Here is a 24,536-nt window from a genome sequence, read left to right on the forward strand (position 1 = left end):
AAGGAGCACAGCCGGTGACTGCACAGCTGCTCGACGGCAAAGCCACCGCCGCCGACATCCGTCGCGAACTCGCCGAGCGCGTCGCCAAGCTGACCGCGGGCGGCGAGCGCCCGCCGGGCCTCGGCACCGTCTTGGTCGGCGACGACCCGGGCAGCCACGCCTACGTCGCCGGCAAGCACCGCGACTGCGCGCAGGTCGGCATCGCCTCCTTCCGCCGCGAACTGCCCGCCGACGCCACCCAGAAGCAGGTCGAGGACGTCATCGACGAACTCAACGCCGACCCGGCCTGCACCGGCTACATCGTCCAACTCCCGCTCCCCAGGCACCTGGACGCCAACGCCGTACTGGAACGCATGGACCCGGCCAAGGACGCCGACGGCCTGCACCCCGTCAACCTCGGCCGACTCGTCCTGGGCGTGGCGGCCCCGCTGCCCTGCACCCCGCGCGGCATCGTCGAACTCCTGCGCCGCTACGACGTACCGCTGGCCGGAGCCCGGGTGTGCGTGATCGGCCGGGGCATCACGGTCGGCCGCCCCATCGGCCTGCTGCTCACCCGCCGCTCCGAGAACGCCACCGTGACCCTGTGCCACACCGGAACCAAGGGCCTGGCCTGGCACGTACGCGAGGCGGACATCGTCATCGCGGCGGCCGGCTCACCGGGGCTGATCACCAAGGACATGCTGCGCCCCGGCGCGGCGGTCCTGGACGTCGGCATCACCCGCACCGACAGCGGCCTGGTCGGCGACATCCACCCCGACGCGGCGGAGATCGCCGGATGGGTCGCACCCATGCCCGGCGGCGTCGGCCCCATGACGAGGGCGATGCTGCTGGCCAACGTCGTCGAGGCCGCCGAGAGGAACGCGAGCACCGTATGAACCTGTCCCTTCCCGAGGACGGAGCCGTCCGATGAGCCCCCGCACCCCCGGCGCCGAACTCCCGGAGCACCCGGACTTCCTCTGGCGCAACCCCGAGCCCAAGCGCTCCTACGACGTGATCGTCGTCGGCGGTGGCGGCCACGGCCTGGCCACCGCCCACTACCTGGCGAAGAACCACGGCATCACCAACGTCGCCGTGCTGGAGAAGGGCTGGCTGGCGGGCGGCAACATGGCCCGCAACACCACGATCATCCGCTCCAACTACCTGTGGGACGAGAGCGCCGGCATCTACGAGCACGCGCTCAAGCTGTGGGAGGGCCTGGCGGAGGAGCTGGACTACCCGATCCTCTTCTCCCAGCGCGGGGTGCTGAACCTCGCCCACAGCCTCCAGGACGTCCGCGACAGCGTGCGCCGAGTGGAGGCGAACCGCCTCAACGGCGTCGACGCGGAATGGCTCGACGCGGACGGCGTCAAGGAAGTCTGCCCGATCGTCAACATCTCCCCGGACGTGCGCTATCCGGTCCTGGGCGCCACCTACCAGCCCCGGGCGGGCATCGCCAAGCACGACCACGTGGCCTGGGGCCTGGCCCGCTCGGCGGACGCGGCGGGGATCGACATCATCCAGAACTGCGAGGTCACCGGCCTGGACGTGGTCGGCGGCCGGGTCGTCGGCGTCCAGACCAACCTGGGCCCGATCGCCGCGGGCAAGGTCGCCCTCTGCTCGGCGGGCCACACCTCGGTCCTCGCCGCGATGGCCGGCATCGAACTCCCCGTCCAGAGCCACCCGTTGCAGGCGCTGGTATCGGAACTGCTGGAACCCGTCCACCCCACGGTGGTCATGTCCAACGCGGTCCACGTCTACGTCAGCCAGGCCCACAAGGGCGAGCTGGTGATGGGCGCGGGCATCGACGCGTACAACTCCTACACGCAGCGCGGCGCGTTCCACATCATCGAGGAACAGATGGCGGCCGCCCTGGAGCTCTTCCCGGTCTTCGCCCGCGCCCACGTCCTGCGCACGTGGGGCGGCATCGTCGACGTCAGCCCCGACGCCTCACCCATCATCGGCCTCAGCCCGGTCGACAACCTCTACCTCAACTGCGGCTGGGGCACGGGCGGTTTCAAGGCCACCCCGGGCGTCGGCTGGGTCTACGCCCACACGATCGCCCACGACACCCCTCACCCTCTCAACGCCCCCTTCTCGCTCGACCGTTTCACCACCGGCGCGCTCGTCGACGAGCACGGCGCGGCCGCGGTGGCCCACTAGGACCGCTGGATACTGGGAGCCGATCCATGCTGCTCATCCCCTGCCCGTGGTGCGGGCCCCGCGACGAGGCCGAGTTCCACTACGGCGGCCAGGCCCACGTCCCGTACCCCGAGACCCCGTCGGCCCTCACCGACGAGGAGTGGGCCCGCTACCTCTTCTTCCGCGACAACACCAAGGGCCCCTTCGCCGAACGCTGGAGCCACGCGGCGGGCTGCCGCAAGTGGTTCAACGCGATACGCGACACGTCGACGAACGAGATCCTGACGGTGTACAGGTCGGGCGAGGAACGCCCGGAGACGGTGGAGCGGCGTCTGAGCCAGCCGGGCAGTGCGGCGTTCGAGGACGGGGCTGAATCTCTCCACGCCGGTGCAGGTCTTTCAGCCCGTCCCGCGTCTGAGGACGAGGCCCCTTCAGGGCCGACGGGGTCCAGGGGCGGAGTCCCTGGCGGGGTCGAAGGGGCGGAGCCCCTGGGGATGGGAACGGGTAAGGGCGGCGGGGGCGAATCCTTCTTCCGCCACCCGACCCGCGGCCGAATCCACCGAGACGTGCCCCTCACCTTCACCTTCGACGGCACCGAATACCGGGGCTACAAGGGCGACACCCTCGCCTCCGCCCTCCTCGCCAACGGCGTCATCGAGGCCGGCACCAGCATCAAGCTCGGCCGCCCGAGAGGCATCTTCTCGGCCGGCGTCGAAGAACCCAACGCGGTCATCCAGATCGAGGCCCCCTTCCCCGAGCCGATGCTCCCCGCGACCGCCGTCGAGCTCTACGACGGCCTCGTCGCGACCAGCCTCCCCGGCCAGGGCCGCCTCGCCACGGACCCGGACCCCGCCCGCTACGACGCCGTACACGCCCACTGCGACCTCCTGGTCGTCGGCGCCGGCCCGGCCGGCCTCGCGGCAGCCGCCGCGGCGGCGAGGAGCGGCGCCCGCGTCATCCTCGCCGACGACCAGCCGGAGCCGGGCGGCAGCCTCCTGGGCAGCGGCGAACACCTCGACTGGGTGTCAGAGACCGCCGAACTCCTCGACGCCGCACCCGAGGTCCGCGACCTGCGCCGTACCACCGTCTTCGGCTACTACGACGACAACCACCTCCTCGCCGTGGAACGCCGCACCAACCACCTCGGCGCGGCAGCCCCCGACAACGTCTCCCGCGAACGCGTCTGGCGCATCCGCGCCCGCCGCGTCGTCCTCGCCACCGGCGCCCACGAACGCTCACTGGCCTTCGCGGACAACGACCGCCCCGGAGTGATGCTGGCCTCCTCGGCCCGCACCCACGTCAACCGCCACGGCGCCCTCCCCGGCCGCCACGCGGTCGTCTTCACCACCAACGACAGCGCCTACGCGGCCGCGTTGGACCTGAAGGCGGCGGGCGTGGACATCACCGCCGTCGTCGACACCCGCCCCGAACCGGGGGAGTGGGCACAGCGCGCCCGCCAGGCCGGCATCGAGGTGCTGACCGGCCACGCGGTCACCGGCACGGAGGGCACCCCCCGCCTCACCGCGGTGACCGTCGCCCCGTACGGAGACTCCGTGGGACAGCGCGAGTTCGCCGCCGACCTGCTGCTGGTCTCCGGCGGCTGGAACCCGGTCGCGCACCTCTACAGCCAGGCAGGCGGAAAACTCCGCTACGACGAGACGCTCGGCTCCTTCGTGCCCGACACCTGCCGACAGGCGGTCGAGGTCGTGGGCAGCGCGAACGGAGTCCTGGCCACGGCCGAGGTCCTGGCCCACGGCAGGGCCGCCGGAGCTCGCGCGATCGAGTCCGAGGGCTACACCCCGCAGGCACCCCGCCTCCCGGCGGTGGCCGCGCAGCCGCGACCGACGCCCGCGATGCACGTGTACCTCGTCCCCGGCACCTCCGGCCCCCACCGCTTCGTGGACCTCCAACGCGACGTCACCGTCGACGACCTGGCCCGGGCGGCCGGCGCCGGCATGCGCTCGGTCGAGCACACCAAGCGCTACACCACCGCCGGCACCGCCAACGACCAGGGCAAGACGTCCGGCGTCCTGGCCAGTGGCGTGGTCTCCGAACTCCTGGGCGTGGACATCTCGGCACTCGGCACGACCACGTTCCGGCCGCCGTACACACCGGTCTCCTTCGCGGCGCTCGCCGGCCGCGACCGTGGCGTCCTGAGCGATCCGGTCCGCACGACCGCCATCCACGAGTGGCACGTCGACCACGGCGCCCTGTTCGAGAACGTCGGCCAGTGGAAGCGCCCTTGGTACTACCCGCGCGGCGGCGAGGACATGGAGACCGCAGTGCTGCGCGAGTGCGCCGCCACCCGGGAGAGCGTCGGCTTCATGGACGCCTCCACCCTCGGCAAGATCGACGTCCAGGGCCCGGACGCCGGTGTCTTCCTCGACCTGCTCTACACCAACATGATCAGCACCCTGAAGGTCGGCATGATCCGCTACGGCGTCATGTGCCGCCCGGACGGCATGGTCTTCGACGACGGCACCGTCATCCGCCTGGCCCAGGACCGCTTCCTGGTCACCACCACGACCGGCAACGCCGCCGCTGTACTGGACTGGATGGAGGAGTGGCTGCAGACCGAGTGGCCCGAACTGAAGGTCCACTGCACGTCCGTGACCGAGCAGTGGGCCACTGTCGCCCTGGTCGGCCCCCGCTCCCGCGACGTCCTCGGCTCGCTCGCGCCCGAACTCGCCGTCGGCAACGACGACTTCCCGTTCATGGCCTGGCGCGGGACGACCGTCGCGGGCATCGAGGCCAGGGTCTGCCGGATCAGCTTCTCCGGCGAACTGGCCTACGAGATCAACGTGTCACCGTGGCGGGCCCGCGCCCTGTGGGAGGCGCTGTACGAGGCGGGCGCGCCGTACGGCATCACTCCTTACGGCACCGAGACCATGCACGTCCTGCGCGCCGAGAAGGGCTACCCCATCATCGGCCAGGACACCGACGGCACGGTCACCCCCCAGGACCTGGGCATGAGTTGGGCCGTGTCGAAGAAGAAGCCCGACTTCATCGGCAAGCGTTCCTTCGCCCGCGCCGACACCGTCCGCGCCGACCGCAAGCACCTGGTCGGCCTCCTCCCCGAGGACCCCGGCACCTTCCTCCCGGAAGGCACCCACCTGGTCGCCGACAGCGTCCTTCCGGCGCCGCCCGTCCCGATGCTCGGCCACGTCACCTCCAGCTACCGCAGCGCGGCACTGGGCCGGACCTTCGCGCTCGCCCTGGTCAAGGGCGGCCGCGAGCGCATCGGTGAGCGGCTCTACGCCCCCGTGGGCGACCGGCTGGTCCCGGTGACCGTCGCAAGCCCCGTCCTCTACGACCCTGAGGGAGCCCGCCGCGATGGCTGACACCGCACTGACCGCCCCGCCCCAAAGCCCCCTGTCGCAGGCCGCGGGCCGACTGGCCGCCGCCACCCGCACCTCCGGGGGCGCGGTCCGGCTGGCCGAACTCCCTTTCCTGTCCCAGCTCAACGTGCGCCTGGACGCCAAGGGAACGGCGGCGGAAGCCGTCGGGCTCGCACTGGACCTGCAACTGCCCCTCCAGCCGAACACCGTTGTCCGGGCAGGGGAGTTGACCGTGCTCTGGCTCGGCCCGGACGAGTGGCTGCTGGTGGGACCGCCCGGAAGCGAGCGGGAGCTGGAGAGCCGGATCCGCACGGCCGCGGGAGACGAACACGCCTCCGTCACCGATGTCTCCGCACAGCGCACCACGCTGCTCGTGGCGGGCCCCCGCGCCCACGATCTGCTGGCGCACGGCTGCGCACTGGACCTGCATCCGCGGAGCTTCGGCTCCGGACGCTGCGCCCAGACCACCCTGGGCCGTACGCAGGTCATCGTGGTCGCCCGGGCCGATTCCAGAGCCGGTTTCTGGGTCCTGGTGCGGTCGTCCTTCGCCGGCTATCTGACCGACTGGCTGCTGGACGCGGCGACGGAGTACGTCTGAGCGAACGCCGGCCCCAGCCCACCGGTCGGGCAGGGGCTGGGGCCAGCCCAGGTGGCCCATCCGGTGACTGATCTCCTGCGCGCCCTGGAGGAGCGCGGGTACGAGCGGTACACGGGTCCGGAGGCGCTGAGGGCGGCGACGACCTCGCCGTCACGGGCCCGGATCGGGGCCGCCACGGCGCGCAGTCCGCTCTCGAGTTCCTCCAGGGTCACCGCGTAGCCGCGCTCCGGTGCCGATGGCGCCCGGGCCGCGTACCTGGTACGGGTTGACCGCGTAATGCTCCCGGAGGGCCGCGATGTCGACGGCCTCGCCGCCCTCTTCGCTGGGCCGCTCGCACACCTGCCGGCCTCGCTGCGTGACGTCGAGACGGCCCGCCCCGAGCAGGCGGGAGGCGGTCGACTTGTGGACGTCGATGCGAGGATCTCCAGGACGCTGACGGCACGGTCGACGGACTGCACCCCGTTCACCGCGGACCCGGCTATCCGCTCCCGACGTCGGCCGGTCAGCGGGGTGTTGAGCCCTCCGGGCCCGGTGCTGCCCGGCGCCCGTCAGCGCAGGACGACCGTGCAGTGGCCGTTGATCAGCACACGGTTCTCGCTGTGCCACTTCACCGCACGGGACAGGGCCTGGGCCTCGACATCGCGGCCGAGGGCGACCAGTTCGTCGGGGGTACGCGAGTGGTCCACGCGGACGACGTCCTGCTCGATGATCGGGCCCTCGTCGAGGTCGGGCGTGACGTAGTGTGCCGTCGCCCCGACGAGCTTCACACCGCGCTGGTGCGCCTGGACGTACGGGCGGGCCCCCTTGAAGCTCGGCAGGAACGAGTGGTGGATGTTGATCGCCCGTCCGTCGAGCTGCTTGCACAGGTCGTCGGAGAGGATCTGCATGTAGCGGGCGAGGACCACGAGGTCGACGTCCAGTTCCTCGACGAGACCCAGCAGCCGCGCCTCGGCCTCCGCCTTGGTCTCCTTCGTCACCGGGATGTGGTGGAAGGGGATGCCGTAGGTGCGCGCCAGCGGCTCGAACTCGCGGTGGTTGGAGACGATCGCCGGGATCTCGATGTTGAGGGCGCCCGTGGACCTGCGGAAGAGCAGGTCGTTGAGGCAGTGCCCGAACTTCGACACCATGATCAGGGTTCGCGTCGGCGTGGAGGCGTCCTGCAGCCGCCAGCGGATCCCGTACGCCTCGCTGACCGGACCGAACCCCGTGCGCAGCTCCTCCAGCGAGACCGCGGGATCCGAGACATCGAAGTGCACCCGCATGAAGAAGCGGTTCTGTAGCCGGTCGTCGAACTGCTGGCTCTCCAGGATGTTGCCCGAGTGACGCACGAGGAACGTGGTCACGGCGTGGACGATTCCGGCCTGGTCGGGACAGGACAGGGTGAGGACGAACTCGCGGCCGGGCTGCGGTCGAGGGGACATGCCATCCTCCGAATGTCTAGCTGCGCATTACGCAACAAGTAGAGCTATGCGCAACATGCTCCAACGTTGACGCCGCGCGGGTCAAGGGGTGGCGTGTGGAGGGAAGGTCCGATCCGTCGACCTCTTGACAGTGAGTGTCGGTGGCGGGACAGTTTGGGCGTTCGTTTCGTATAGCGGATGCCGTTGCCTTATGCGCAACCCAGAACTGGTCCGGCCTCGACTCGGCCGCCCCTCGATGAGGAGACCGACAGTGACCCAAGAGGGCCTGCCCCCGAGCCTGATCGCCACCCTGCCAGGGGAGCACTACACCTACCCCGGGATCTTCGCCCTGGAGCAGCAGCGGATCTTCGAGGCCATGTGGTTCTGCGTGGCCCGAGCCTCGGAGCTGGCCAAGCCCGGGAGTTTCCGCACCTACCAGGTCGGGCGGGAGAGCGTGCTGATCACGCGCTCGCGGGACAGCTCGGTCAAGGCCTTCCTGAATGTCTGCCGGCACCGCGGCGCCAAGCTGTGCACGGAGGAGTCCGGCGAGGTCAAGCGAGCCTTCCAATGCCCGTATCACGCCTGGACGTACGGTCTCGACGGCAAGCTGATCGCCGCGCCGAACCTGACCTCGATGCCGGACATCGACCGGACCGAGTACGGCCTGGTGAGTGTGGCCGTGCGGGAGTGGCTGGGCTATGTGTGGGTGTGCCTGGCGGAGAACCCGCCGTCCTTCGAGGAGGGCGTCATCGGCGAGGTCGTCTCCCGCCTCGGTGACGTGGAGTCGATCGAGCGCTACGACATCGACAACCTCGAGCTGGGCCGCCGTATCACCTACGACGTGAAGGCCAACTGGAAGCTCATCATCGAGAACTTCATGGAGTGCTATCACTGTGCGACCATCCACCCCGAACTGACCGAGGTGCTCCCGGAGTTCGCGGACGGTTACGCGGCGCAGTACTACGTGGGCCACGGCGCGGAGTTCGGTGAGGAGGTCCAGGGTTTCACCGTGGACGGCTCGGAGGGGCTGGACCGCATTCCGGGGGTGGCCGAGGATCAGGACCGGCGTTACTACGCGATCACCGTCAGGCCGCAGGTGTTCATCAACCTCGTCCCCGACCATGTGATCTTCCACCGGATGTACCCGGTGTCCGTCGACCGCACCATCGTCGAGTGCGACTGGCTCTATCTCCCGCACGTCGTCGAGAGCGGCAAGGACGTGGCGCGGTCGGTCGAGTTGTTCCACCGCGTGAACCAGCAGGACTTCGACGCCTGCGAACGCACCCAGCCGGGAATGAGCTCGCGGGTCTACGCGAAGGGTGGCGTCCTGGTCCCCAGCGAGCACCACATCGGCGCGTTCCACGCCTGGGTACAGGACCGGATCGACGCACAGCCCGTCGGGTGATCCGCGGCATGCGTTGCTGTATGAGACAACCCTCCGTCTGGAGCCCGCAAATGAGGAGCATCACCGTCGTCGGAGCGTCGTTGGCAGGTCTGAGCACGGTCCGTGCGCTGCGCGCGGAGGGCTACGACGGTGAGATCGTCGTCGTGGGGGAGGAGCGCCACACTCCCTACGACCGCCCGCCGCTGTCGAAGGACTTCCTCAAGGGGGACCTCGACGTTGACGCGCTCGCACTCGGTGACGCCGATGAGTACGAGGCGTTGGACGTGCAGTGGCTCCTCGGTGAGCGCGCGGTGCGGCTGGACCCGGTGGCCAGGACCGTCACCCTGGCCGGGGGACGGCACGTACGCACCGGCGGGGTCGTCGTCGCCACCGGCGCCAGTGCCCGGATGCTCCCCGGTACGGACGGCCTGGCCGGTGTCCACACCCTGCGCACCCTCGACGACGCCCAGGCCCTGCGCGCCGAACTGCTGGACGGCCGGCCCCGGCTCGTCGTCATCGGCGCCGGCTTCATCGGCGCCGAGGTGGCCTCCACCGCCCGCGGACTCGGGCTCCACGTCACCGTCGTGGAGGCTCTCGACGTACCGCTGGAACGCCAACTGGGCCGGGAGATGGGGCTGGTGTGCTCCTCGCTCCACACCGATCACGGAGTCCGCCTGTTGCGGGGAACCGGAGTGGCGGGACTCGTCGGCGAGAACCGGGTGACCGGCGTACGGCTGACGGACGGGCGAGTGCTGCCCGCCGACGTCGTCGTGGTGGGCGTGGGTGTCAGGCCCGCCACCGACTGGCTCGCGGGATCCGGCGTGCGGGTGGACGACGGTGTGGTGTGCGACGCCGGCTGTGCGACCAGTGTCCCGGGCGTGGTCGCCGTAGGTGATGTCGCCCGCTGTCCCAGCCCGTTCACCGGGCGCCATGCCCGCGTCGAGCACTGGAGCAACGCCACCGAGCAGGCGAGGACCGCCGCTCGGACACTGCTCCGCGGAGAGTCGGCCCCGGCACCGCTCACCGCGCCGTACTTCTGGTCCGATCAGTATCAGGTGCGCATCCAGCTCGCCGGACACGTCGGCCCCGGAGCCGAGCCGGAAGTCGTCGAAGGCGACGTCGACAGCCGTTCCTTCACTGCCGTCTACCGGCGCGAGGGCACCCCCGTCGCGGTGCTCTCCCTCAACCAGCCCAAGTTCTTCAACCGGCTCCGCCGCACCCTCGTCCCCGCCGCCGCGGTCGCGCTCTGAGGAGCGCCCACATCCAAGGAGACCGTCGATGACCCTCTTCAACCAGCCCCTGCACGAGGTGGACCCGGAGATCGCCGCGGCGGTCGATGCCGAGCTGGACCGTCAGCAGTCCACCCTGGAGATGATCGCCTCCGAGAACTTCGCGCCGGTCGCGGTGATGGAGGCCCAGGGCTCGGTCCTGACCAACAAGTACGCCGAGGGCTACCCCGGCCGCCGCTACTACGGCGGCTGCGAGCACGTGGACGTCGCCGAGCAGATCGCCATCGACCGGGTCAAGGCCCTGTTCGGCGCCGAGTACGCCAACGTCCAGCCGCACTCGGGTGCCTCCGCCAACCAGGCCGCCCTGTTCGCGCTCGCCCAGCCCGGCGACACCATCCTGGGCCTGGACCTGGCGCACGGCGGCCACCTCACCCACGGCATGCGGCTGAACTTCTCCGGCAAGCAGTTCAACGTGGTCGCCTACCACGTGGACGACGCCGGCCTGGTCGACATGGCCGAGGTCGAGCGCCTCGCCAAGGAGCACCGGCCGAAGGTGATCATCGCGGGCTGGTCCGCCTACCCGCGCCAGCTCGACTTCGCCGAGTTCCGCCGGATCGCGGATGAGGTCGAGGCGTTCCTGTGGGTGGACATGGCGCACTTCGCCGGACTGGTCGCGGCGGGCCTGCACCCCAACCCGGTCGAGTACGCCGATGTCGTCACCTCCACCACGCACAAGACCCTGGGCGGGCCGCGCGGCGGGATCATCCTGGCCAGGCAGGCGTTCGCGAAGAAGCTCAACTCCTCCGTCTTCCCCGGCTTCCAGGGCGGCCCGCTGGAGCATGTGATCGCGGCCAAGGCGGTCTCCTTCAAGGTCGCCGCGAGCGAGGAGTTCAAGGAGCGCCAGGCGCGTACGGTGGAGGGAGCGCGGATCCTCGCCGAGCGGCTGACCGCCCCGGACGCCCGCGAGGCCGGTGTCAACGTGCTGTCCGGCGGCACCGACGTCCACCTCATCCTGGTCGACCTGCGCGCCTCCGAGCTGGACGGGCAGCAGGCCGAGGACCGTCTCCACGAGGTCGGCATCACCGTCAACCGCAACGCCGTCCCCAACGACCCGCGTCCCCCGATGGTCACCTCGGGCCTGCGGATCGGCACCCCGGCCCTGGCCACCCGCGGCTTCACCGCCGACGACTTCACCGAGGTCGCCGACGTGATCGCCTCCGCGCTGAAGCCGTCCTACGACGTCGACGACCTCAAGGCCCGGGTCAAGACGCTCGCCGACAAGCACCCGCTGTACCCCGGCCTGTAACCGACCACCTCCCGCAGGGCACGCCCCTCGCCCTTCACCCCATGGAGTACAGCGTGGCAATCAGCGTCTTCGACCTGTTCTCCATAGGCATCGGCCCGTCCAGCTCGCACACCGTCGGACCGATGCGCGCCGCCGCGATGTTCGCCGCCCGGCTGAAGACGGACGGCCTGCTCGCCCCGGCCGCCGCGGTACGGGCGGAGCTGTTCGGCTCCCTCGGCGCCACCGGCCACGGCCACGGCACCCCCAAGGCGGTGCTGCTGGGCCTGGAGGGCAACAAACCCCACACGGTCGACGTCGCCCAGGCCGACCTGGACGTCGAGCGGATCCGTGCCAGCGGGCGCATCCGGCTGCTCGGTGCCGAGATCGGCGCGGCCCACGAGATCGACTTCGACGCCTCGACCCAGCTGGTCCTGCACCGCCGGCGTTCGCTGCCGTACCACGCCAACGGCATGACCCTCTTCGCGTACGACGCCGACGGGGTCCCGCTGCTGGAGAAGACGTACTACTCGGTGGGCGGCGGCTTCGTGGTCGACGAGGACGCCGTCGGGACGGACCGGATCAAGGTCGACGACACCGCGCAGGCCCATCCGTTTCACACGGGTGACGAACTGCTGCGGCTGACCGGGGAGACGGGGCTGTCGATCTCCGCGCTGATGCTGGAGAACGAGAAGGCCTGGCGCACCGAGGAGGAGATCCGCGCGGGCCTGCTGGCGATCTGGCGGGTGATGGAGGAGTGCGTGTCGCGCGGGATGGCCTGCGAAGGCATCCTTCCCGGTGGTCTGAAGGTGCGTCGGCGGGCTGCTGCGGCGGCTCGTCAACTGCGCAGCGAGGGCGATCCGTTGGCGCGCGCAATGGAGTGGATCACGCTCTACGCGATGGCGGTGAACGAGGAGAACGCGGCGGGCGGACGGGTCGTCACCGCGCCGACGAACGGCGCGGCGGGCATCATCCCCGCCGTTCTGCACTACTACCTCAACTTCGTGCCGGGCGCCGACGAGGACGGCATCGTCCGCTTCATGCTGGCCGCCGGGGCGATCGGCATGCTCTTCAAGGAGAACGCCTCCATCTCCGGCGCCGAGGTCGGCTGCCAGGGCGAGGTCGGTTCCGCCTGCTCGATGGCCGCGGGCGGTCTCGCCGAGGTGCTGGGCGGCTCCCCGGAACAGGTCGAGAACGCCGCCGAGATCGGCATGGAACACAACCTCGGGCTGACCTGCGACCCCGTCGGCGGCCTCGTCCAGATCCCCTGCATCGAACGCAACGGCATGGCCGCGGTCAAGGCCGTGACCGCCGCGCGGATGGCCCTGCGGGGCGACGGCCGGCACCACGTCTCCCTCGACAAGGTCATCAAGACCATGAAGGAGACCGGCGCCGACATGAAGGTCAAGTACAAGGAGACCGCCCGCGGCGGCCTCGCCGTCAACGTCATCGAGTGCTGAGGCCGGGGCAGGGGGCGGGGGTCACAGCCGTAGGACGATGAGCGCCGTGTCGTCCGTGTTGCCGGTGTGGGGGAGCAGGTCGGTGAGGAGGGCGTCGGCCAGGTCCTCGGGGGCGGCGTGCTGGTGGTGGGTGAGGGAGTCGGCGAGACGGGCCAGCCCGGCGTCGATGTCGTCGGTGCGGCGTTCGACCAGGCCGTCGGTGTAGAGGACCAGGGTGGCGCCCTCGGCGAAGGGCGTCTGGGCCTGGGGGCGCGGGGCGGAGCGGGGGCGGGCGGCCAGTGGCGGGTCGGTGGCCCCGTCGAGGAAGGACACGGTGCCGTCGGGGTGGAGCAGGGCGGGCGGCGGGTGCCCGGCGCAGCTGTAGGTGATGGTGTGGTCGTCCCAGTCGATGAAGGTCGTCGCCGCGGTGGTCGACTCGGCGCCGTCGACGGAGCGGGCGTACATGTCGAGGGCCTCCAGCGCCTGTGCCGGGCCGTCGGCGACGCGCGTGGCCGCGCTCAGGGCGCTGCGCAGTTGTCCCATGGCGCAGGCGGCCGCCAGGCCGTGACCGACGACGTCACCCACCGCCACCGCGAGGCCCTCGCCGGGCAGCTCGACCACGTCGTACCAGTCGCCGCACACGTTCAGGGCGCCGATGGCGGGCCGGTAGCGGACAGCCGCTTTGCGGTGTGCGAGGGGTCTGGGGTCGGGCAGCATGGCCGCCTGCAGGGCCAGGGCGACCTCACGCTCACGGTCGTGTGCCTGGCGCAGACGCTCGTTGACCTGCTGAAGTTCCCGCGCGCGGGTGTACAGCTCGGCCTCCAGCACCCGGGACCGCCGGTCGCCGCCCGGTCCGCCGAAGGCGTGGATGAGTTCGGTGACCTCCTCCACCCGGTGCACGATCAGCGTGACCTGCCCGTCGGGGCCGTGGACGGGGGCGTTGACCGGGCTCCAGTAGTGCTCCTCCCAGCGGCCGGGGTGTGCGGGGTCCTCGATGTCGTAGCGGAGCAGCGCCATGGTGTCGCGTTCGCCGGTGGCGGCGGTGCGCAGCATCGACTCCCGGGTCTCGCGCATACCGGCCGCGGCCGCGTCGTTCGGGTTCTCGGGGAAGACGTCGAAGATGTAGTGGCCCAGGAGCTGCTCGCGGGTGCGTCCGGCCAGCCGGAGGAAGTCCTCGTTGGCGTCCACGTACACCAGCTCGGGGGTGAGCAGTGCCACCATGCCGGGCAGAGCCCTGAATACCGCCGCATAGTCGATCTGCGGTTCCTCCGCCATTTGCTGCCTGCCTCGGCGCCGAGCGTCACTGTGCCGTTCCACGATAGGAGCGAACAGGCCACGGGGCCCGGGGAATGGCCCACCCGGGCCGTGTCGGCGATCAGATGGTGGTGTCGTCGCCCGGCGAAGGCGGGAGGTCCGGGCGTAGGACCATCAGGGAGTTTTCGAGGGCCGCCACCATGGCGAAGGGGAAGCGGTCGAGTTCGAGACAGAGTGCGACGTCATCGGGGTGGACCCCTTGACGCACCCCTTGCGTCAGTTCGGCTGCCGCGCGGGACTCGGCGGCACGGCGGAGGAACTCGGCGGCATCCGTTCCCGCCTCGGTGGCCCTCCGGGCGATGTACTGGGCACACGCCAGATCCTCGTCGGCCTGTCCACCCTCGCCGGTGACGACGAAGGTGACGCTGTCACTCCTGCGTGTCCGCAGGAGCCGAGCCGTTGCCTCCGCCACCACGAAGCTGGCGCACAGCACCAGCGACGCGTCCTTGACCGCGAGGGCGCCGACGGTCCCCGCCGTGGTCTTCTGTACGACGGTCCGGCCGCCGAGGTCCATGGCGCGCAGCATGCCCGGCGAGTTGACGGTGTCGAAGCCGGGCGCGGGCGGACCGTCCTTGAGCGCCACCCAGTCCGGGTGGCGGGCCTTGAGGGCCAGGGCCTCGTCCAGCGACTCGGCCAGAACGATCTTCTCCGCCCCTTGGCCAAAGGCCCAGGCGGCCACGGTGAAGGCCCGCATGACGTCGACCACGACCGCCACGGACGGTGTCTCGACCAGCTCGGTGATGCCAAGAAAGTGGGCGTCCATTCGGATCATGATCGAGCACGCCCGACCCGCGGCACCCGGCGAGTGACCCACATCACGCGACTCAGATCCAGCTGTCGAGCCACATCCTGGCGCGCCAGTCCGCGTACGGAATCGTCTGCCCGGTGTAGGCGGGGAAGAAGTAGGCGAAGTTCCAGACGATGAGCAGCACGAGCACACCGGCGGCCACCGCCCCCAGTGTGCGGCGCTCGCCGGTCGCTCCCGGCGGACCCAGCAGGGCTCCCAGCATCATCGTGACGGCCAGACACAGGTACGGCACGAAGGCGACCGCGTAGAAGGAGAAGATCGTGCGGTCCTGGTACAGGAACCAGGGCAGATAACCGGCACCCACCGCGCACAGGACGGCACCGGAGCGCCAGTCGCGGCGCAGCGCCCATCGGTAGAGCAGGTACACCAGGGCGCAGCACGCCGACCACCACAGCAGGGGTGTCCCCAGGGCGAGGATGGTCTGCGTGCAGTCGGTGGCTGTGCGGCAGCCTTCCGTCCCGGGTTTCGGCGACTCGTAGTGGAACAGCACCGGGCGGCCGAGGACCAGCCAACTCCAGGGGTTCGACTCGAACTTGTGAGGCGTGTGCAGCCCCACGTTGAACTGGTACACCCCGTACTCGTAGTGCCACAGGCTGCGCAGCGGAGCCGGGATCCACGACCATGTGCCGCCGCGGCCGTCCGCCCAATGGCGTCCGTAGCCGTCGTCGGACAGGAACCATCCGGTCCATGTCACCAGATACGTCACGACGGCGACCGGCACGAGGGACAGCACCGACCGGCCGAGGTCCTTGCGCAGCACCGCGCGATACGGGTGGCGCGCCCCGGCCACACGGCGGGCCCCGACGTCCCACAGCAGGGTGAGGACCACGAAGAAGGCGAGGAAGTACAGGCCGTTCCATTTGGTGGAGGCCGCCAGTCCCAGGCAGAGGCCGGCCGCGATCCGCCAGGGACGCGCTCCCGTTCCGGCATGGTCGCCGGTGTGTCCGTCCGGGCGCACCCGGCCGTCCTCGGGGACGGGCAGGGCCGCCGCGAGCCGGGCCCGTGCGTGGTCCCGGTCGATGAGCAGACAGCCGAACGCCGCCAGGACGAAGAACATGACGACGAGGTCGAGCAGAGCGGTGCGGCTCATGACGTAGTGCAGACCGTCCACCGCCATCAGCGCCCCGGCCAGGCAGCCCAGCAGCGTCGAACGGAACAGCCGGCGCCCGATGCGGCACAGCATCAGCACCGACAGCGTGCCGAGGACCGCCGTCATGAAGCGCCAGCCGAACGGGGTGAGACCGAACATCCACTCGCCGAGGGCGATCACCCACTTGCCCGTCGGCGGGTGCGCGACGAAGGACCCGGTGTCGGAGAGCGATATCACCTGGGGATGGGCCAGGATGTGCGGGTCGGCGACCTTACGGTCGGGCCAGGTGCCCTCGTAGCCCAGCCGGAGCACGGACCAGGCGTCCTTGGCGTAGTACGTCTCGTCGAACACGACCGAGCGCGGGCTGCCCAGACGCCAAAAGCGCGGCAGTCCGGAAAGGAGCGCCACCAGCAGGGGCCCGCCCCAACCCGACCAGCGGGCCAGTCGGAACGCCGCCGTGGGAGACAGCCCCAGCATGCGCCACGGCCCTGACCCGGGTTCGGGAAAGGGCACGACCAGGCGGTCGCGCACGGACGTGTGCGGGCGTCCCGTGTATCCGAAGGCGCGCAGCCTCTGCTCCCAGGAGGCCGGCCGGAGATCGGCCTGGTCGATTCGGGGCATGCCGACAGACGTGGGCGCGTTCTTGGGGAACACCTGGTGAGCCTTCTGTTCGTGGAGAGCGGGACGAGCGGACGTCAGCCGCTCAGCGGGCGGTGGTGGTCACACCGGCTCGGCTCTCAGCGAGCGGGGCCGCTCGAAGCTGCCCCTACCTGGGCCGTGGAGGCGGGGAGGACCGTCGACGGTGTCGGGACCGACTCGGCGGAGGTGACGGGGCGGGGCTGCCTCGTGTGGGGTCCGCCCTGGGCGACGGAGCCCGCCAGGAGCAGCAGTCCGATGCCGAGTCCGGCGATGGTCAGCACGGATGCGGTGGCCATCCAGGCGGCCCGGGCCCGCTGCCGGGCGCGGACGCCGGCTTGCAGCCGGTAGCGGTGCCGGTCCTCGTAGGGCCTGTCCGTGTGGCCGTCACGCATCATGCGTGTCAGCTCCTGCTCGAAGTGATCCACTGTTCCTCCTTCACTCGACCGGCTCGACCGCCTCGGCCAGAAGCCGCCGCAGCCGTGCGACACCGCGCGCCGTCAGTGAACGGGCGGTCCCCACCGGACACCCGAGCACTTCCGCGACGTCCCGCTCGGGCAGGTCCTGGTAGTAGCGCAGCACCACCGCGGCCCGCTGCCGTGCCGGCAGCAACGCCAACATGGCCTCCAGCCGGGTCCGTTCGTCCACCGCGGCCGTCTCGTCTCCCGCTCCGGGCGGGTCGGGCAGCTGGTCGACGGGGTGCTCGCCCCACCATCGACGCCGTGCCGAGCGTGCCGCGGCACGGGCCAGGACCTTGCGCACATAGGCCTCGGGCGCCTGGTGGGCCACCTTCGGCCAGGCGAACCACAGTTTGACCAGCGCGTCCTGCAGCAGGTCCTCGGCCCGGTACCGGTCTCCGCCGGTGAGCAGCCGCGCCAGGTGCAGCAAGGCCGACCACCGGGCAGCCACGAACCGGTCGAACTCAACGGCCCGCTGCTGCCCCGTCAACGTCGCCCCCCAGCCCCCTGCCGAACACGCCGGCTTCCGCCGCTGTCACCCTTAACAAGACGCTGGGCCCCGCCCCGCTATGCACTCCCACAGTGTGGCGTGGGTCACGTCCGCCGGTTCGCGGGGGCCTGCGCTCCGGCCGGAGTGAACGGCCTGGGGTGGCGTCCCGGCGAGTGGGTAGCCATACCGGCCGTGCGGCTTCGCTCCACACCGAGGTGGTGACCTGCGAATTCACGAAGCCGCGCCGCTGTACCACTCCGCGGGACACCACCCCGCCTGGTGGTCATGCGGCAGCCGGTGGCCGCCAAGTCGCCTCGACCAGGGCCCGTTCGGTGCCGGACAGGTAGACGGCCGCGGCGAGCCACACCCGTGCGTATCCGCCCGGATCGGCCTGCCGGGTCCGGCCGAACACGTCGCGGCCACGGCGGTCGGCTTCCGCCGCGAGCGCGTCCGCCAGGTCGGCCGCTGCCCGGAAGCCGCTACGCCGAAGGGCCGCGGTTCCTGACGCCCGGTCGCCGTCGCGTGCGGGCTCGGCGGCGGTTCGCCGGCCCCCGGAGACGGCGACCTCGACCAGTCGTCGCAGCCGCCACAGAGGTGCTTCGGCCACCGGATCCGGTGGGAACGCGGACAGGGTCTCCACCGACGGCAGTTCGTCGGCCGACGGGAAATGCGCGCCCTCGAGGCGGTCGTAGCCCAGATCGGCGTGTCCCGCCCACTCGGTCGGCAGACGCAGGGTCGCCGTGCCGTCCGGCACAGGGCCGACCGCCAGTGGCCGCAGTGTCGCGGCGCGGGCCGGGTCGAGACGCCCGACGACGCGCAACCGCAAACCGGGCCGCGAGGCCAGTTTGCGGAAGTTGGCCGTATGCGCCAGGTCGGGGTGGCTGTTGGACGGCACCAGCCGGATCAGCAGACCCTCGCCGTCCGCTTCCTGTGCGGGCAACTCCCGGGCGAACAGCTGGTCTTCGGCCGCTCCTACGATGACCACGTCACAGCCGATGAGTTCGTCGGCCGTCTGTCCGACCTGTTCCGGCTCGCTCGTCCCGGCGCCGTTGAACCGTGCCGCCACGGCCTCGGTCAACGGGCGGGAGAACAGCCGGGCGAGCGGGCCGGACGTCCACGACAGGCCCGTGACCGGGGTGGCGCGTACCCCCTTCCCGGCGCCGAGGCGGCCGTCCGGTGAGAGCGTCGCACCGGAGATCAGCAACCCGCCCCGGGAGAGCTGCGCGTGATCGAGGCTGCCGGAGCCGAGCGCCACGGTGGCCGTGGCGGCACCCCGCGCCCGGGCCGGGCCACCGGGTCTGACGTCGGCCACGGAGAACCAGCGGCCCTCGTCGGACAGGACGTGCGTGACGACCCCGCCGTAGCCGGTGGCGGAGATCACCGGCTCCCGGCACACTCCGTGGACACGCAGGCCGCCCCCCGGACGGTAGCCGCGCCGGGCCGTGCCGACCAGGGCCGGGTCGGGGTCGGACGCCGCCAACAGGCCGCTGGTGAGGAGCAGTTCACGCAGGGCGGCCACCAGGTCGGCCAGCCGGTGACCGTCGTGACGGGCGCGGGCCGCACGCAGGGCGCGCACCACCCTCAGGGCGGCCGCCTCGGGACGGTGCAGTCCCGCGAGCCGGGCCGTGTGCGCGGCCCGCAGCAACTCGGCCTGCGGTACGGCACCCGCGCCGGGCACCCCCGCGGCGAGCACAGCGGCGGCGGCGTCCCAAAGGCCTGTCGCGGCTGACACCTGGGCGTCCGTCGGTCCCACCGGCGGCGCATCCGCCGCACGGGTGTCCGGTGTCCCGGCACTTTCGTCAGGCGGGATCGTCTTGACGTCGGCCCCGTCGGACACCGGTTCCGCCGTCTCGGACACCGTGTCCGCGTCGGCCACCGGAGCGGCGCCGAGCACGGCCGCGCGATGCAGACACCGGGGCGCGAGCAGACAGCTGCACTGCGCCTGACCGTCCTCCGTGACCGCACCGGACGGCCCGGGCGCGAGGGTGACCTCGGCGTCCTCACCGCATCGCACCCGCCGTACGGAGCCCTCGACGGTGACCGGCAGCGTCGCGCAGGTCTCGATCGCGGCGTCCAGCTTCTTGCGCAGCCGGGACGTGAGGTGTTCGACGGCGGCGGCGACCACCTCGGGTGCCACGGGGGGCAGTTCGGTGTTCATCGGGTCTCTCCGCGGAGGCGGTCGCCCACCCAGCGGGCGAGGGCGAGGGGACTGAGGGCGGCGACCGGCATCCCGGCCGCGACGAGCTGCTGCGCCACGGGGACCGAGTAGCGCGGGCTGCCGGAGTCGTCCAGGGCGGCGCAGCCCATCAGATGGACGCCGGAGCTCGCGAGGTCGCGTACCTCGCCGAGGAGGCCGCCGAGCGGATAGCCCTCCTCGAAGTCGCTGACCACCACCACGAGGGTGCGGCTGGGGACGGTCACCAGGGAACGTGCCTGGGCCAGTCCCGCCGCGATGTGCGTGCCGCCGCCGACCCGCACTTCCAGGAGCAGCGACAGCGGATCGTCGACGCGCTCGGTCAGGTCGATCACCTCCGTGGAGAAGGCGAGGAAGTGCGTGCTGAGCGTGGGTACTCCGCCCAGCACGGCCGCGGTCAGCGCCGACCAGATGACGGACGCCTCCATCGACCCGGACACGTCGACCACCAGGATCAGCCGCCAGTCCGCCTCCCTGCGCGAGCGGGTGCTGAACACCGGCCGCTCCGGGACGACCAGGGTGCGGCCGTCGTCGGTCCTGCGGGTGTGGGCGAGGTTGGCCCGCAGGGTGCGCGGCAGGTCGATCCGGCCTCCGGGCCGGTGGGTCGGGCGTGGTGTGGCCAGTCCGGTCAGCGCGGGACGCAGCCGGGTGGCCAACTCCTTGGCCAGTTCGTCGACCAGACGGCGCACCAGCGGGCGCAGCCGGGCCAGTTGCTGCTCCGGCATCCCGCCGGCCAGAGACAGCACGGACGACAGCAGATCGACCGAGGGGCGGACCGCCTTCGGGTCGAGCTCGGCCAGGACATCGCTGCGACCCTGGTCGGCGGCCCGGGCCAGCACCTCCTCACGGACGTCGGCGCCGAACAGCGCGTCGAGTTCCTCGGCCCACTCACGGGCGGTCGGGAAGGAGGCCTCCCGACCGCCGCCGGGACCGCCCTCGCGGCCGAGGTCGGCGGAGCCCTCGCCACGGCCGGTGCCGTACAACTCGTCGAGCGCGTGCGCGTAACGGCGGGCGCCCCGCGGCAGCTTGTCGCTCTCCCGGCCCAGGAGCAGTCGCCAGCGGTCGGTCGGCGTGAGGTGGAGGGCGGAGCTGCCCTGTCGTGCTTCACCGCGGGGCGCGGGCGTGTCGGGGGCCTTGTCGGTGTCCGCGGCGTTCGGGGGCGGGGTGCTGTCGGCCGGGGCGAGTGCCGTCCTCAGGGGTGGCCGGAGCGCGTCGACCGCCGCCCGGCCCGCCGCGTCCGCGGCCGTCCACAGCGCGAGGAGCTGTGGCGAGGCGCCGAGCGACAGGTCGAGCCGGTCGCCGAGGCGCTCGGTCACCGTGTCCAGCAGCCGGCCGCGGCCTGCCGGGCTGAGCGCGTCGAAGCCGCCGCGCAGGGCGGGCAGCCGGTCGAGGAACCCCTGGTCGGTGAGTGCGTCGATGCGGTCGAGGAGCGGGTCCAGCGCGGTCGGCGCCGACTGAAGGAGGGGAGCGGCCCCGCTGAGCAGACCGGTGAGGCGGCGGCTCAGCGCATGCCGCTCGTCGGGCCCGGTGGCGGTGTCGATCCAGCCCGCGGCACGGGCGCCGAGGGTGTCGGTGTCGTCGAGGTCGAGCATGACCCGGGCGGCGAGCGCGGCGCCCTGGACGAGCGGGGAGGCGGTGCGCGCGAGGTCGTCCAGCGCGCCGTCCATCCGCAGTCCGAGGCGGTGTTCGCCCGCTCGGGAGGCGAGCGCCACGAGCGCGTCCGCGTCCTGGGGGTCGTCGCTGCCCGCCAGTCCCGGCAGGGACCGTACCGCCGACTCCAGCAGTTCGGCGGCGAGTTCGGCGGCCGCCTCTCGGCTCTCAGGCGTGGTGCCGGGCAGATGGCCCCGTCGCAGCGCCTCCAACAGGTCGAGAGCGCTGAGGAGTTCGGGGAGGGTGGCGCAGGCGGGGAGCACCTCGGCGGCGTCGGCGAGCCGCTCGGCGACCAGTTCCGGCAGATCGCACCGGGCGGCGCCGCGGAGTGCCGCCAGGACGAGGGCGCTGGTGGGCCCGCCGTCCGCCGACTCCCTGCGGAAGGTCTCCCGCAGGGTGCCTTCGGCGGCCAGCGCCGCCGTGACGCCCCGGACGCCGGCCAGATCGAGCCGGACCGGCACGGCCGGGGTCCACGACAGGCGCCACCGCGTGGTGAGCGCGGCCGCATCCCCCGTACCCGCCACCTGGACCGGCTCCCCGTACCCCGCTCCGCACACGGCGAGGCGCTGCAGCAGGATCTCGCGGCGGCCGTCGAGCGCCGAGCGCAGCGGGTCGAGCCGCAGTTCACGCCCGGCGGGATCGTCGGGTCCCGGCAGCCGCAGCGCGGCGAGCTCCGCCTCGACGGACGGGCCGAGCCCGGAGCGGGGCGTGCCCGGGGCGATGCGGCCGCGGTCGGTGCCGACCAGGACGACCTCCAGAGCCCGCGCCAGGGCCCGACCGCGCCCGAGCGGCTCACCCTGGCCCATCACGGTCGTCAGCGCCTCCAGCACCTCGCCGCGCCCGGGAGCCGACAGACCGCGCAGCCGCGCCAGGTCGCACGCCACCCGCAGCGTCTCGCGGGCCTCGCCGGTACCGGCGACGTGTCCGGCCGCCCGCAGCTCACGGCAGGCGTCGGTGATCGCCCGTGCCGCGGCCTCGTGCAGCCGCTCGGGATCGCCCCCAGCGGTGAACACCGCCTGCTGCCAGCGCGGGTCGCGGATCCCGGCCGGATAACCGGAACGGGAGTCCAGCAGATCGAAGGCGTACGGCACGAGGGAGGTGACGACGGCCGGTTGCTCGCCCGAGGACACCGGCGCCGCAGTGGTCGGCGCCGCCCCTTCGGTCAACGCCGGTGCGTGGAAGGCTCCGACGACGGCCGCGACGCGGCGTCCGCCGGCCGTGGCGCGGCCGATCGCCTCCCGCATGTGCGCCTCGCGCGCCAGATCCACCGCGGGAACCCCGCCCGCCGACTCGGCATCGCGGCGCAGCGCCCAACCGACCCCGAGGGCGGCCCGGCGTACGGCCTCGGGGGCGCAGCCCGGGGCGAGGACCTCGACACTGCGGTCCCACATGTCGTCGCCGTCGCGGCCCGTGCCGGCCGCGGTGAGCGCGGCCGCGAACGCCGTGGGCGCCTCGGCCGCCGGCACACGAGAGTCCCCGGCTTCGGCGCTCCAGCGCGGGTCGGACATCGGCAGGTCGCAGCAGACGACCTCGGCGCCGCGCTCGCGTGCCCAGCGGATGGCGGCGAGTTCGGGCGAGAAGTCGGCGAAGGGGTAGAAGCCGAGCCGGTCGCCCTCGCCGGCCCCGGCCAGGGCGACCGGGGCGAGGGTGCCCGGCGCGCCGAGATGGGGCAGCCAGGGCTGGAAGTCGGTGGGCAGCTCCACGCAGACGACGTCGGCGCCGGAGGCGTCCAGCAGGGCGGGGACGGCGGCGGCGAGCGCCGGGCTGTGGTGCCGTACGCCCAGCAGGTACGGCACCACGGAGTCGGCGAGGGCGGCGAGGGCCGCCCTCGGTTCCTGAACGAGGGTCACCGCAGGTTCTCCCGCAGGTCCCACAGGCGGCGCCAGGTCGCCGAACCGTCCTCGGCGCGGCGGCGCACCGGGCCGTCCCAGTAGCCGAGGAGACGCGCGTGGTCGGCCGGGTCGTCCTTGCGGACCACGCCCAGCAGATGGCCGGGGACCAGGTCCAGCGAGTCGCCGCCGGGGAGGTAGGCGGCGGCGACCCCCAGGGAGACGGCGACCTGAACCGCCTCGGCGGTGGACATCACCGTCCCCGGGCGCTCCACGTCCCAGCCCTCGGCCGAGCGTCCGGCCCGCAGGTCGCGAAAGACGGTCAGCAGGACGTCGAGGACCGCGTCGTCGACGCCGAAGGCCGCGCCCGCCCGCTCGACGGCCGCCGTGGCCTGCCGTTTGACGAGGGCGGTCTCGGCCTCGACGTCGGCGATCGGGTGCACGGTCTCGAAGTTGAAGCGGCGCTTGAGCGCGGCGGACATCTCCGACACCCCGCGGTCACGGAGGTTGGCGGTGGCGATGACGGTGAACCCGGGCGCGGCGGCGACCTGGGCGTCGTCGGTACCGGACAGTTCGGGCACGCTCATCCGCCGGTCGGACAGGAGCGACACCAGGGCGTCCTGCACCTCGGGCAGACAGCGGGTGATCTCCTCGATACGGGCCACCCTCCCGGCGCGCATCGCGGCGAGGACCGGTGAGTCCACCAGGGCCTGCGGGGAGGGGCCCTGGGCGAGGAGGAGGGCGTAGTTCCAGCCGTAGCGCAGGGCGTCCTCGGTGGTGCCCGCGGTGCCCTGCACGGTGAGGGCGCTGGTGCCGCAGACGGCCGCCGACAGCAGCTCGGACAGCATCGACTTGGCGGTGCCCGGTTCGCCGACGAGCAGCAGTCCGCGTTCTCCGGCGAGGGTGACCACGCACCGCTCCACCAGGGCGCGTTCGCCGACGAACTTGGGGGCGATGACCAGTTCGTCCGGCAGCTCCCCGGGCGGCTCGGGCAGCTTGAGCGCCTCGCCGCCGCTGCCGCAGACGAAGGTGATCACGGCGCGGGGTGTCAGCAGCCAGCCGGGCGGACGGGGGCCGTCGTCGTGGGCGGCGAGAAAGGCGAGTTCGGTGGCGAAGCGCTCTTCGGCGGGCAGGGTCTGCCGGGCCGGGAGGGCCGACACCGTGTCGGTCAGGGGCATGGATGTCCTTGCTCGGTGGATCGGTCTGTGTCGGGGCGTGGGGGAGACAGAGGTGGGGGGATCGGAGCGCCGCCGCTCGGCGGCGCCCCGGGCCTCGTCAC

17 protein-coding genes and 1 pseudogene are annotated in these 24,536 nt (G+C 72.2%); 8 read left to right on the forward strand and 10 right to left on the reverse strand.

Translation table 11 applies throughout. The features are described from left to right. Positions 1–14: 14 nt before the first annotated feature. The 4 genes from OG381_RS43010 to OG381_RS43025 are packed head-to-tail and all read left to right on the forward strand — an operon-like array spanning position 15 to position 6,054. The gene (locus OG381_RS43010; protein ID WP_327721405.1) at positions 15–875 is read left to right on the forward strand and encodes a bifunctional methylenetetrahydrofolate dehydrogenase/methenyltetrahydrofolate cyclohydrolase; all 861 of its coding nucleotides are present in this window, start codon (positions 15–17) and stop codon (positions 873–875) included. 31 nt (positions 876–906) lie between these two features. Continuing rightward, positions 907–2,139, forward strand: a complete 1,233-nt coding sequence (locus OG381_RS43015; protein ID WP_266819105.1) for a sarcosine oxidase subunit beta family protein — start codon at positions 907–909, stop codon at positions 2,137–2,139. Positions 2,140–2,165: 26 nt separating this feature from the next. Beyond that, the gene (locus OG381_RS43020) at positions 2,166–5,459 is read left to right on the forward strand and encodes a sarcosine oxidase subunit alpha family protein (RefSeq protein WP_327721406.1); all 3,294 of its coding nucleotides are present in this window, start codon (positions 2,166–2,168) and stop codon (positions 5,457–5,459) included. Further along, positions 5,452–6,054 carry a sarcosine oxidase subunit gamma gene (locus tag OG381_RS43025; protein WP_327721407.1) on the forward strand — a complete coding sequence of 201 codons (603 nt, stop codon included), beginning with the start codon at positions 5,452–5,454 and terminating at the stop codon, positions 6,052–6,054. The genes OG381_RS43020 and OG381_RS43025 overlap by 8 nt, the downstream gene beginning before the upstream one ends. A gap of 45 nt (positions 6,055–6,099) precedes the next feature. Here OG381_RS43025 and OG381_RS43030 read toward each other — a convergent pair. Beyond that, positions 6,100–6,512 (reverse strand): annotated as a pseudogene (locus OG381_RS43030) (IclR family transcriptional regulator domain-containing protein); the annotation flags it as partial. Between the two features lie 90 nt (positions 6,513–6,602). Further along, positions 6,603–7,475, reverse strand: coding sequence for a formyltetrahydrofolate deformylase (purU, locus tag OG381_RS43035; RefSeq protein WP_327721408.1), 873 nt, complete (start codon positions 7,473–7,475; stop codon positions 6,603–6,605). 250 nt (positions 7,476–7,725) lie between these two features. Between purU and OG381_RS43040 the strand changes: the two genes are divergently transcribed. From OG381_RS43040 to OG381_RS43055, 4 genes are read left to right on the forward strand one after another with little or no spacing between them, the layout of a single operon-like run. Further along, positions 7,726–8,859: an aromatic ring-hydroxylating oxygenase subunit alpha gene (locus tag OG381_RS43040; protein WP_327721409.1), complete on the forward strand. Its 1,134-nt coding sequence runs from the start codon at positions 7,726–7,728 to the stop codon at positions 8,857–8,859. Positions 8,860–8,909: 50 nt separating this feature from the next. Then, entirely contained in the window at positions 8,910–10,088 is a 1,179-nt protein-coding gene (locus tag OG381_RS43045; RefSeq protein WP_327721410.1) for an NAD(P)/FAD-dependent oxidoreductase, read from the forward strand. A 28-nt stretch (positions 10,089–10,116) separates the two neighbouring features. After that, the gene (gene glyA / locus OG381_RS43050; RefSeq protein WP_327721411.1) at positions 10,117–11,373 is read left to right on the forward strand and encodes a serine hydroxymethyltransferase; all 1,257 of its coding nucleotides are present in this window, start codon (positions 10,117–10,119) and stop codon (positions 11,371–11,373) included. A 53-nt stretch (positions 11,374–11,426) separates the two neighbouring features. Continuing rightward, positions 11,427–12,809 (forward strand): L-serine ammonia-lyase, encoded by a 1,383-nt coding sequence (locus OG381_RS43055; RefSeq protein WP_327721412.1) that lies wholly within the window; start codon positions 11,427–11,429, stop codon positions 12,807–12,809. Between the two features lie 21 nt (positions 12,810–12,830). Here the strand turns inward: OG381_RS43055 and OG381_RS43060 are convergent, their stop codons facing one another. The 8 genes from OG381_RS43060 to OG381_RS43095 form a co-directional block, all read right to left on the reverse strand. Further along, positions 12,831–14,063, reverse strand: coding sequence for a PP2C family protein-serine/threonine phosphatase (locus OG381_RS43060; protein WP_327721413.1), 1,233 nt, complete (start codon positions 14,061–14,063; stop codon positions 12,831–12,833). 100 nt (positions 14,064–14,163) lie between these two features. Further along, a complete protein-coding gene (locus OG381_RS43065; RefSeq protein WP_327721414.1) occupies positions 14,164–14,865 on the reverse strand; it encodes a 2-phosphosulfolactate phosphatase in 702 nt (233 codons plus the stop codon). Positions 14,866–14,926: 61 nt separating this feature from the next. Next, positions 14,927–16,621, reverse strand: coding sequence for a dolichyl-phosphate-mannose--protein mannosyltransferase (locus OG381_RS43070; protein ID WP_327721415.1), 1,695 nt, complete (start codon positions 16,619–16,621; stop codon positions 14,927–14,929). Between the two features lie 116 nt (positions 16,622–16,737). Continuing rightward, the gene (locus OG381_RS43075) at positions 16,738–17,064 is read right to left on the reverse strand and encodes a hypothetical protein (RefSeq protein WP_327721416.1); all 327 of its coding nucleotides are present in this window, start codon (positions 17,062–17,064) and stop codon (positions 16,738–16,740) included. Positions 17,065–17,074: 10 nt separating this feature from the next. Beyond that, the gene (locus tag OG381_RS43080) at positions 17,075–17,584 is read right to left on the reverse strand and encodes a SigE family RNA polymerase sigma factor (RefSeq protein ID WP_327721417.1); all 510 of its coding nucleotides are present in this window, start codon (positions 17,582–17,584) and stop codon (positions 17,075–17,077) included. 283 nt (positions 17,585–17,867) lie between these two features. After that, a complete protein-coding gene (locus tag OG381_RS43085) occupies positions 17,868–19,742 on the reverse strand; it encodes a hypothetical protein (protein WP_327721418.1) in 1,875 nt (624 codons plus the stop codon). Then, positions 19,739–23,278 carry a vWA domain-containing protein gene (locus OG381_RS43090; protein ID WP_327721419.1) on the reverse strand — a complete coding sequence of 1,180 codons (3,540 nt, stop codon included), beginning with the start codon at positions 23,276–23,278 and terminating at the stop codon, positions 19,739–19,741. The genes OG381_RS43085 and OG381_RS43090 overlap by 4 nt, the downstream gene beginning before the upstream one ends. After that, a complete protein-coding gene (locus OG381_RS43095; RefSeq protein ID WP_327721420.1) occupies positions 23,275–24,435 on the reverse strand; it encodes an ATP-binding protein in 1,161 nt (386 codons plus the stop codon). Before OG381_RS43095 ends, OG381_RS43090 begins: the two co-directional genes overlap by 4 nt. Positions 24,436–24,536 lie beyond the last annotated feature (101 nt).

It is taken from the genome of Streptomyces sp. NBC_00490 (assembly GCF_036013645.1).
Taxonomy (GTDB): domain Bacteria; phylum Actinomycetota; class Actinomycetes; order Streptomycetales; family Streptomycetaceae; genus Streptomyces; species Streptomyces canus_F.

Coding starts and splice junctions, on each gene's coding strand:
- glyA (WP_327721411.1), top strand. CDS start 10,117: ATGACCCTCTTCAACCAGCCCCTGCACGAGGTGGACCCGGAGATCGCC.
- purU (WP_327721408.1), bottom strand. CDS start 7,475: ATGTCCCCTCGACCGCAGCCCGGCCGCGAGTTCGTCCTCACCCTGTCC.
- OG381_RS43085 (WP_327721418.1), bottom strand. CDS start 19,742: ATGAACACCGAACTGCCCCCCGTGGCACCCGAGGTGGTCGCCGCCGCC.
- OG381_RS43020 (WP_327721406.1), top strand. CDS start 2,166: ATGCTGCTCATCCCCTGCCCGTGGTGCGGGCCCCGCGACGAGGCCGAG.
- OG381_RS43065 (WP_327721414.1), bottom strand. CDS start 14,865: ATGGACGCCCACTTTCTTGGCATCACCGAGCTGGTCGAGACACCGTCC.
- OG381_RS43070 (WP_327721415.1), bottom strand. CDS start 16,621: ATGCCCCGAATCGACCAGGCCGATCTCCGGCCGGCCTCCTGGGAGCAG.
- OG381_RS43060 (WP_327721413.1), bottom strand. CDS start 14,063: ATGGCGGAGGAACCGCAGATCGACTATGCGGCGGTATTCAGGGCTCTG.
- OG381_RS43095 (WP_327721420.1), bottom strand. CDS start 24,435: ATGCCCCTGACCGACACGGTGTCGGCCCTCCCGGCCCGGCAGACCCTG.
- OG381_RS43015 (WP_266819105.1), top strand. CDS start 907: ATGAGCCCCCGCACCCCCGGCGCCGAACTCCCGGAGCACCCGGACTTC.
- OG381_RS43025 (WP_327721407.1), top strand. CDS start 5,452: ATGGCTGACACCGCACTGACCGCCCCGCCCCAAAGCCCCCTGTCGCAG.
- OG381_RS43045 (WP_327721410.1), top strand. CDS start 8,910: ATGAGGAGCATCACCGTCGTCGGAGCGTCGTTGGCAGGTCTGAGCACG.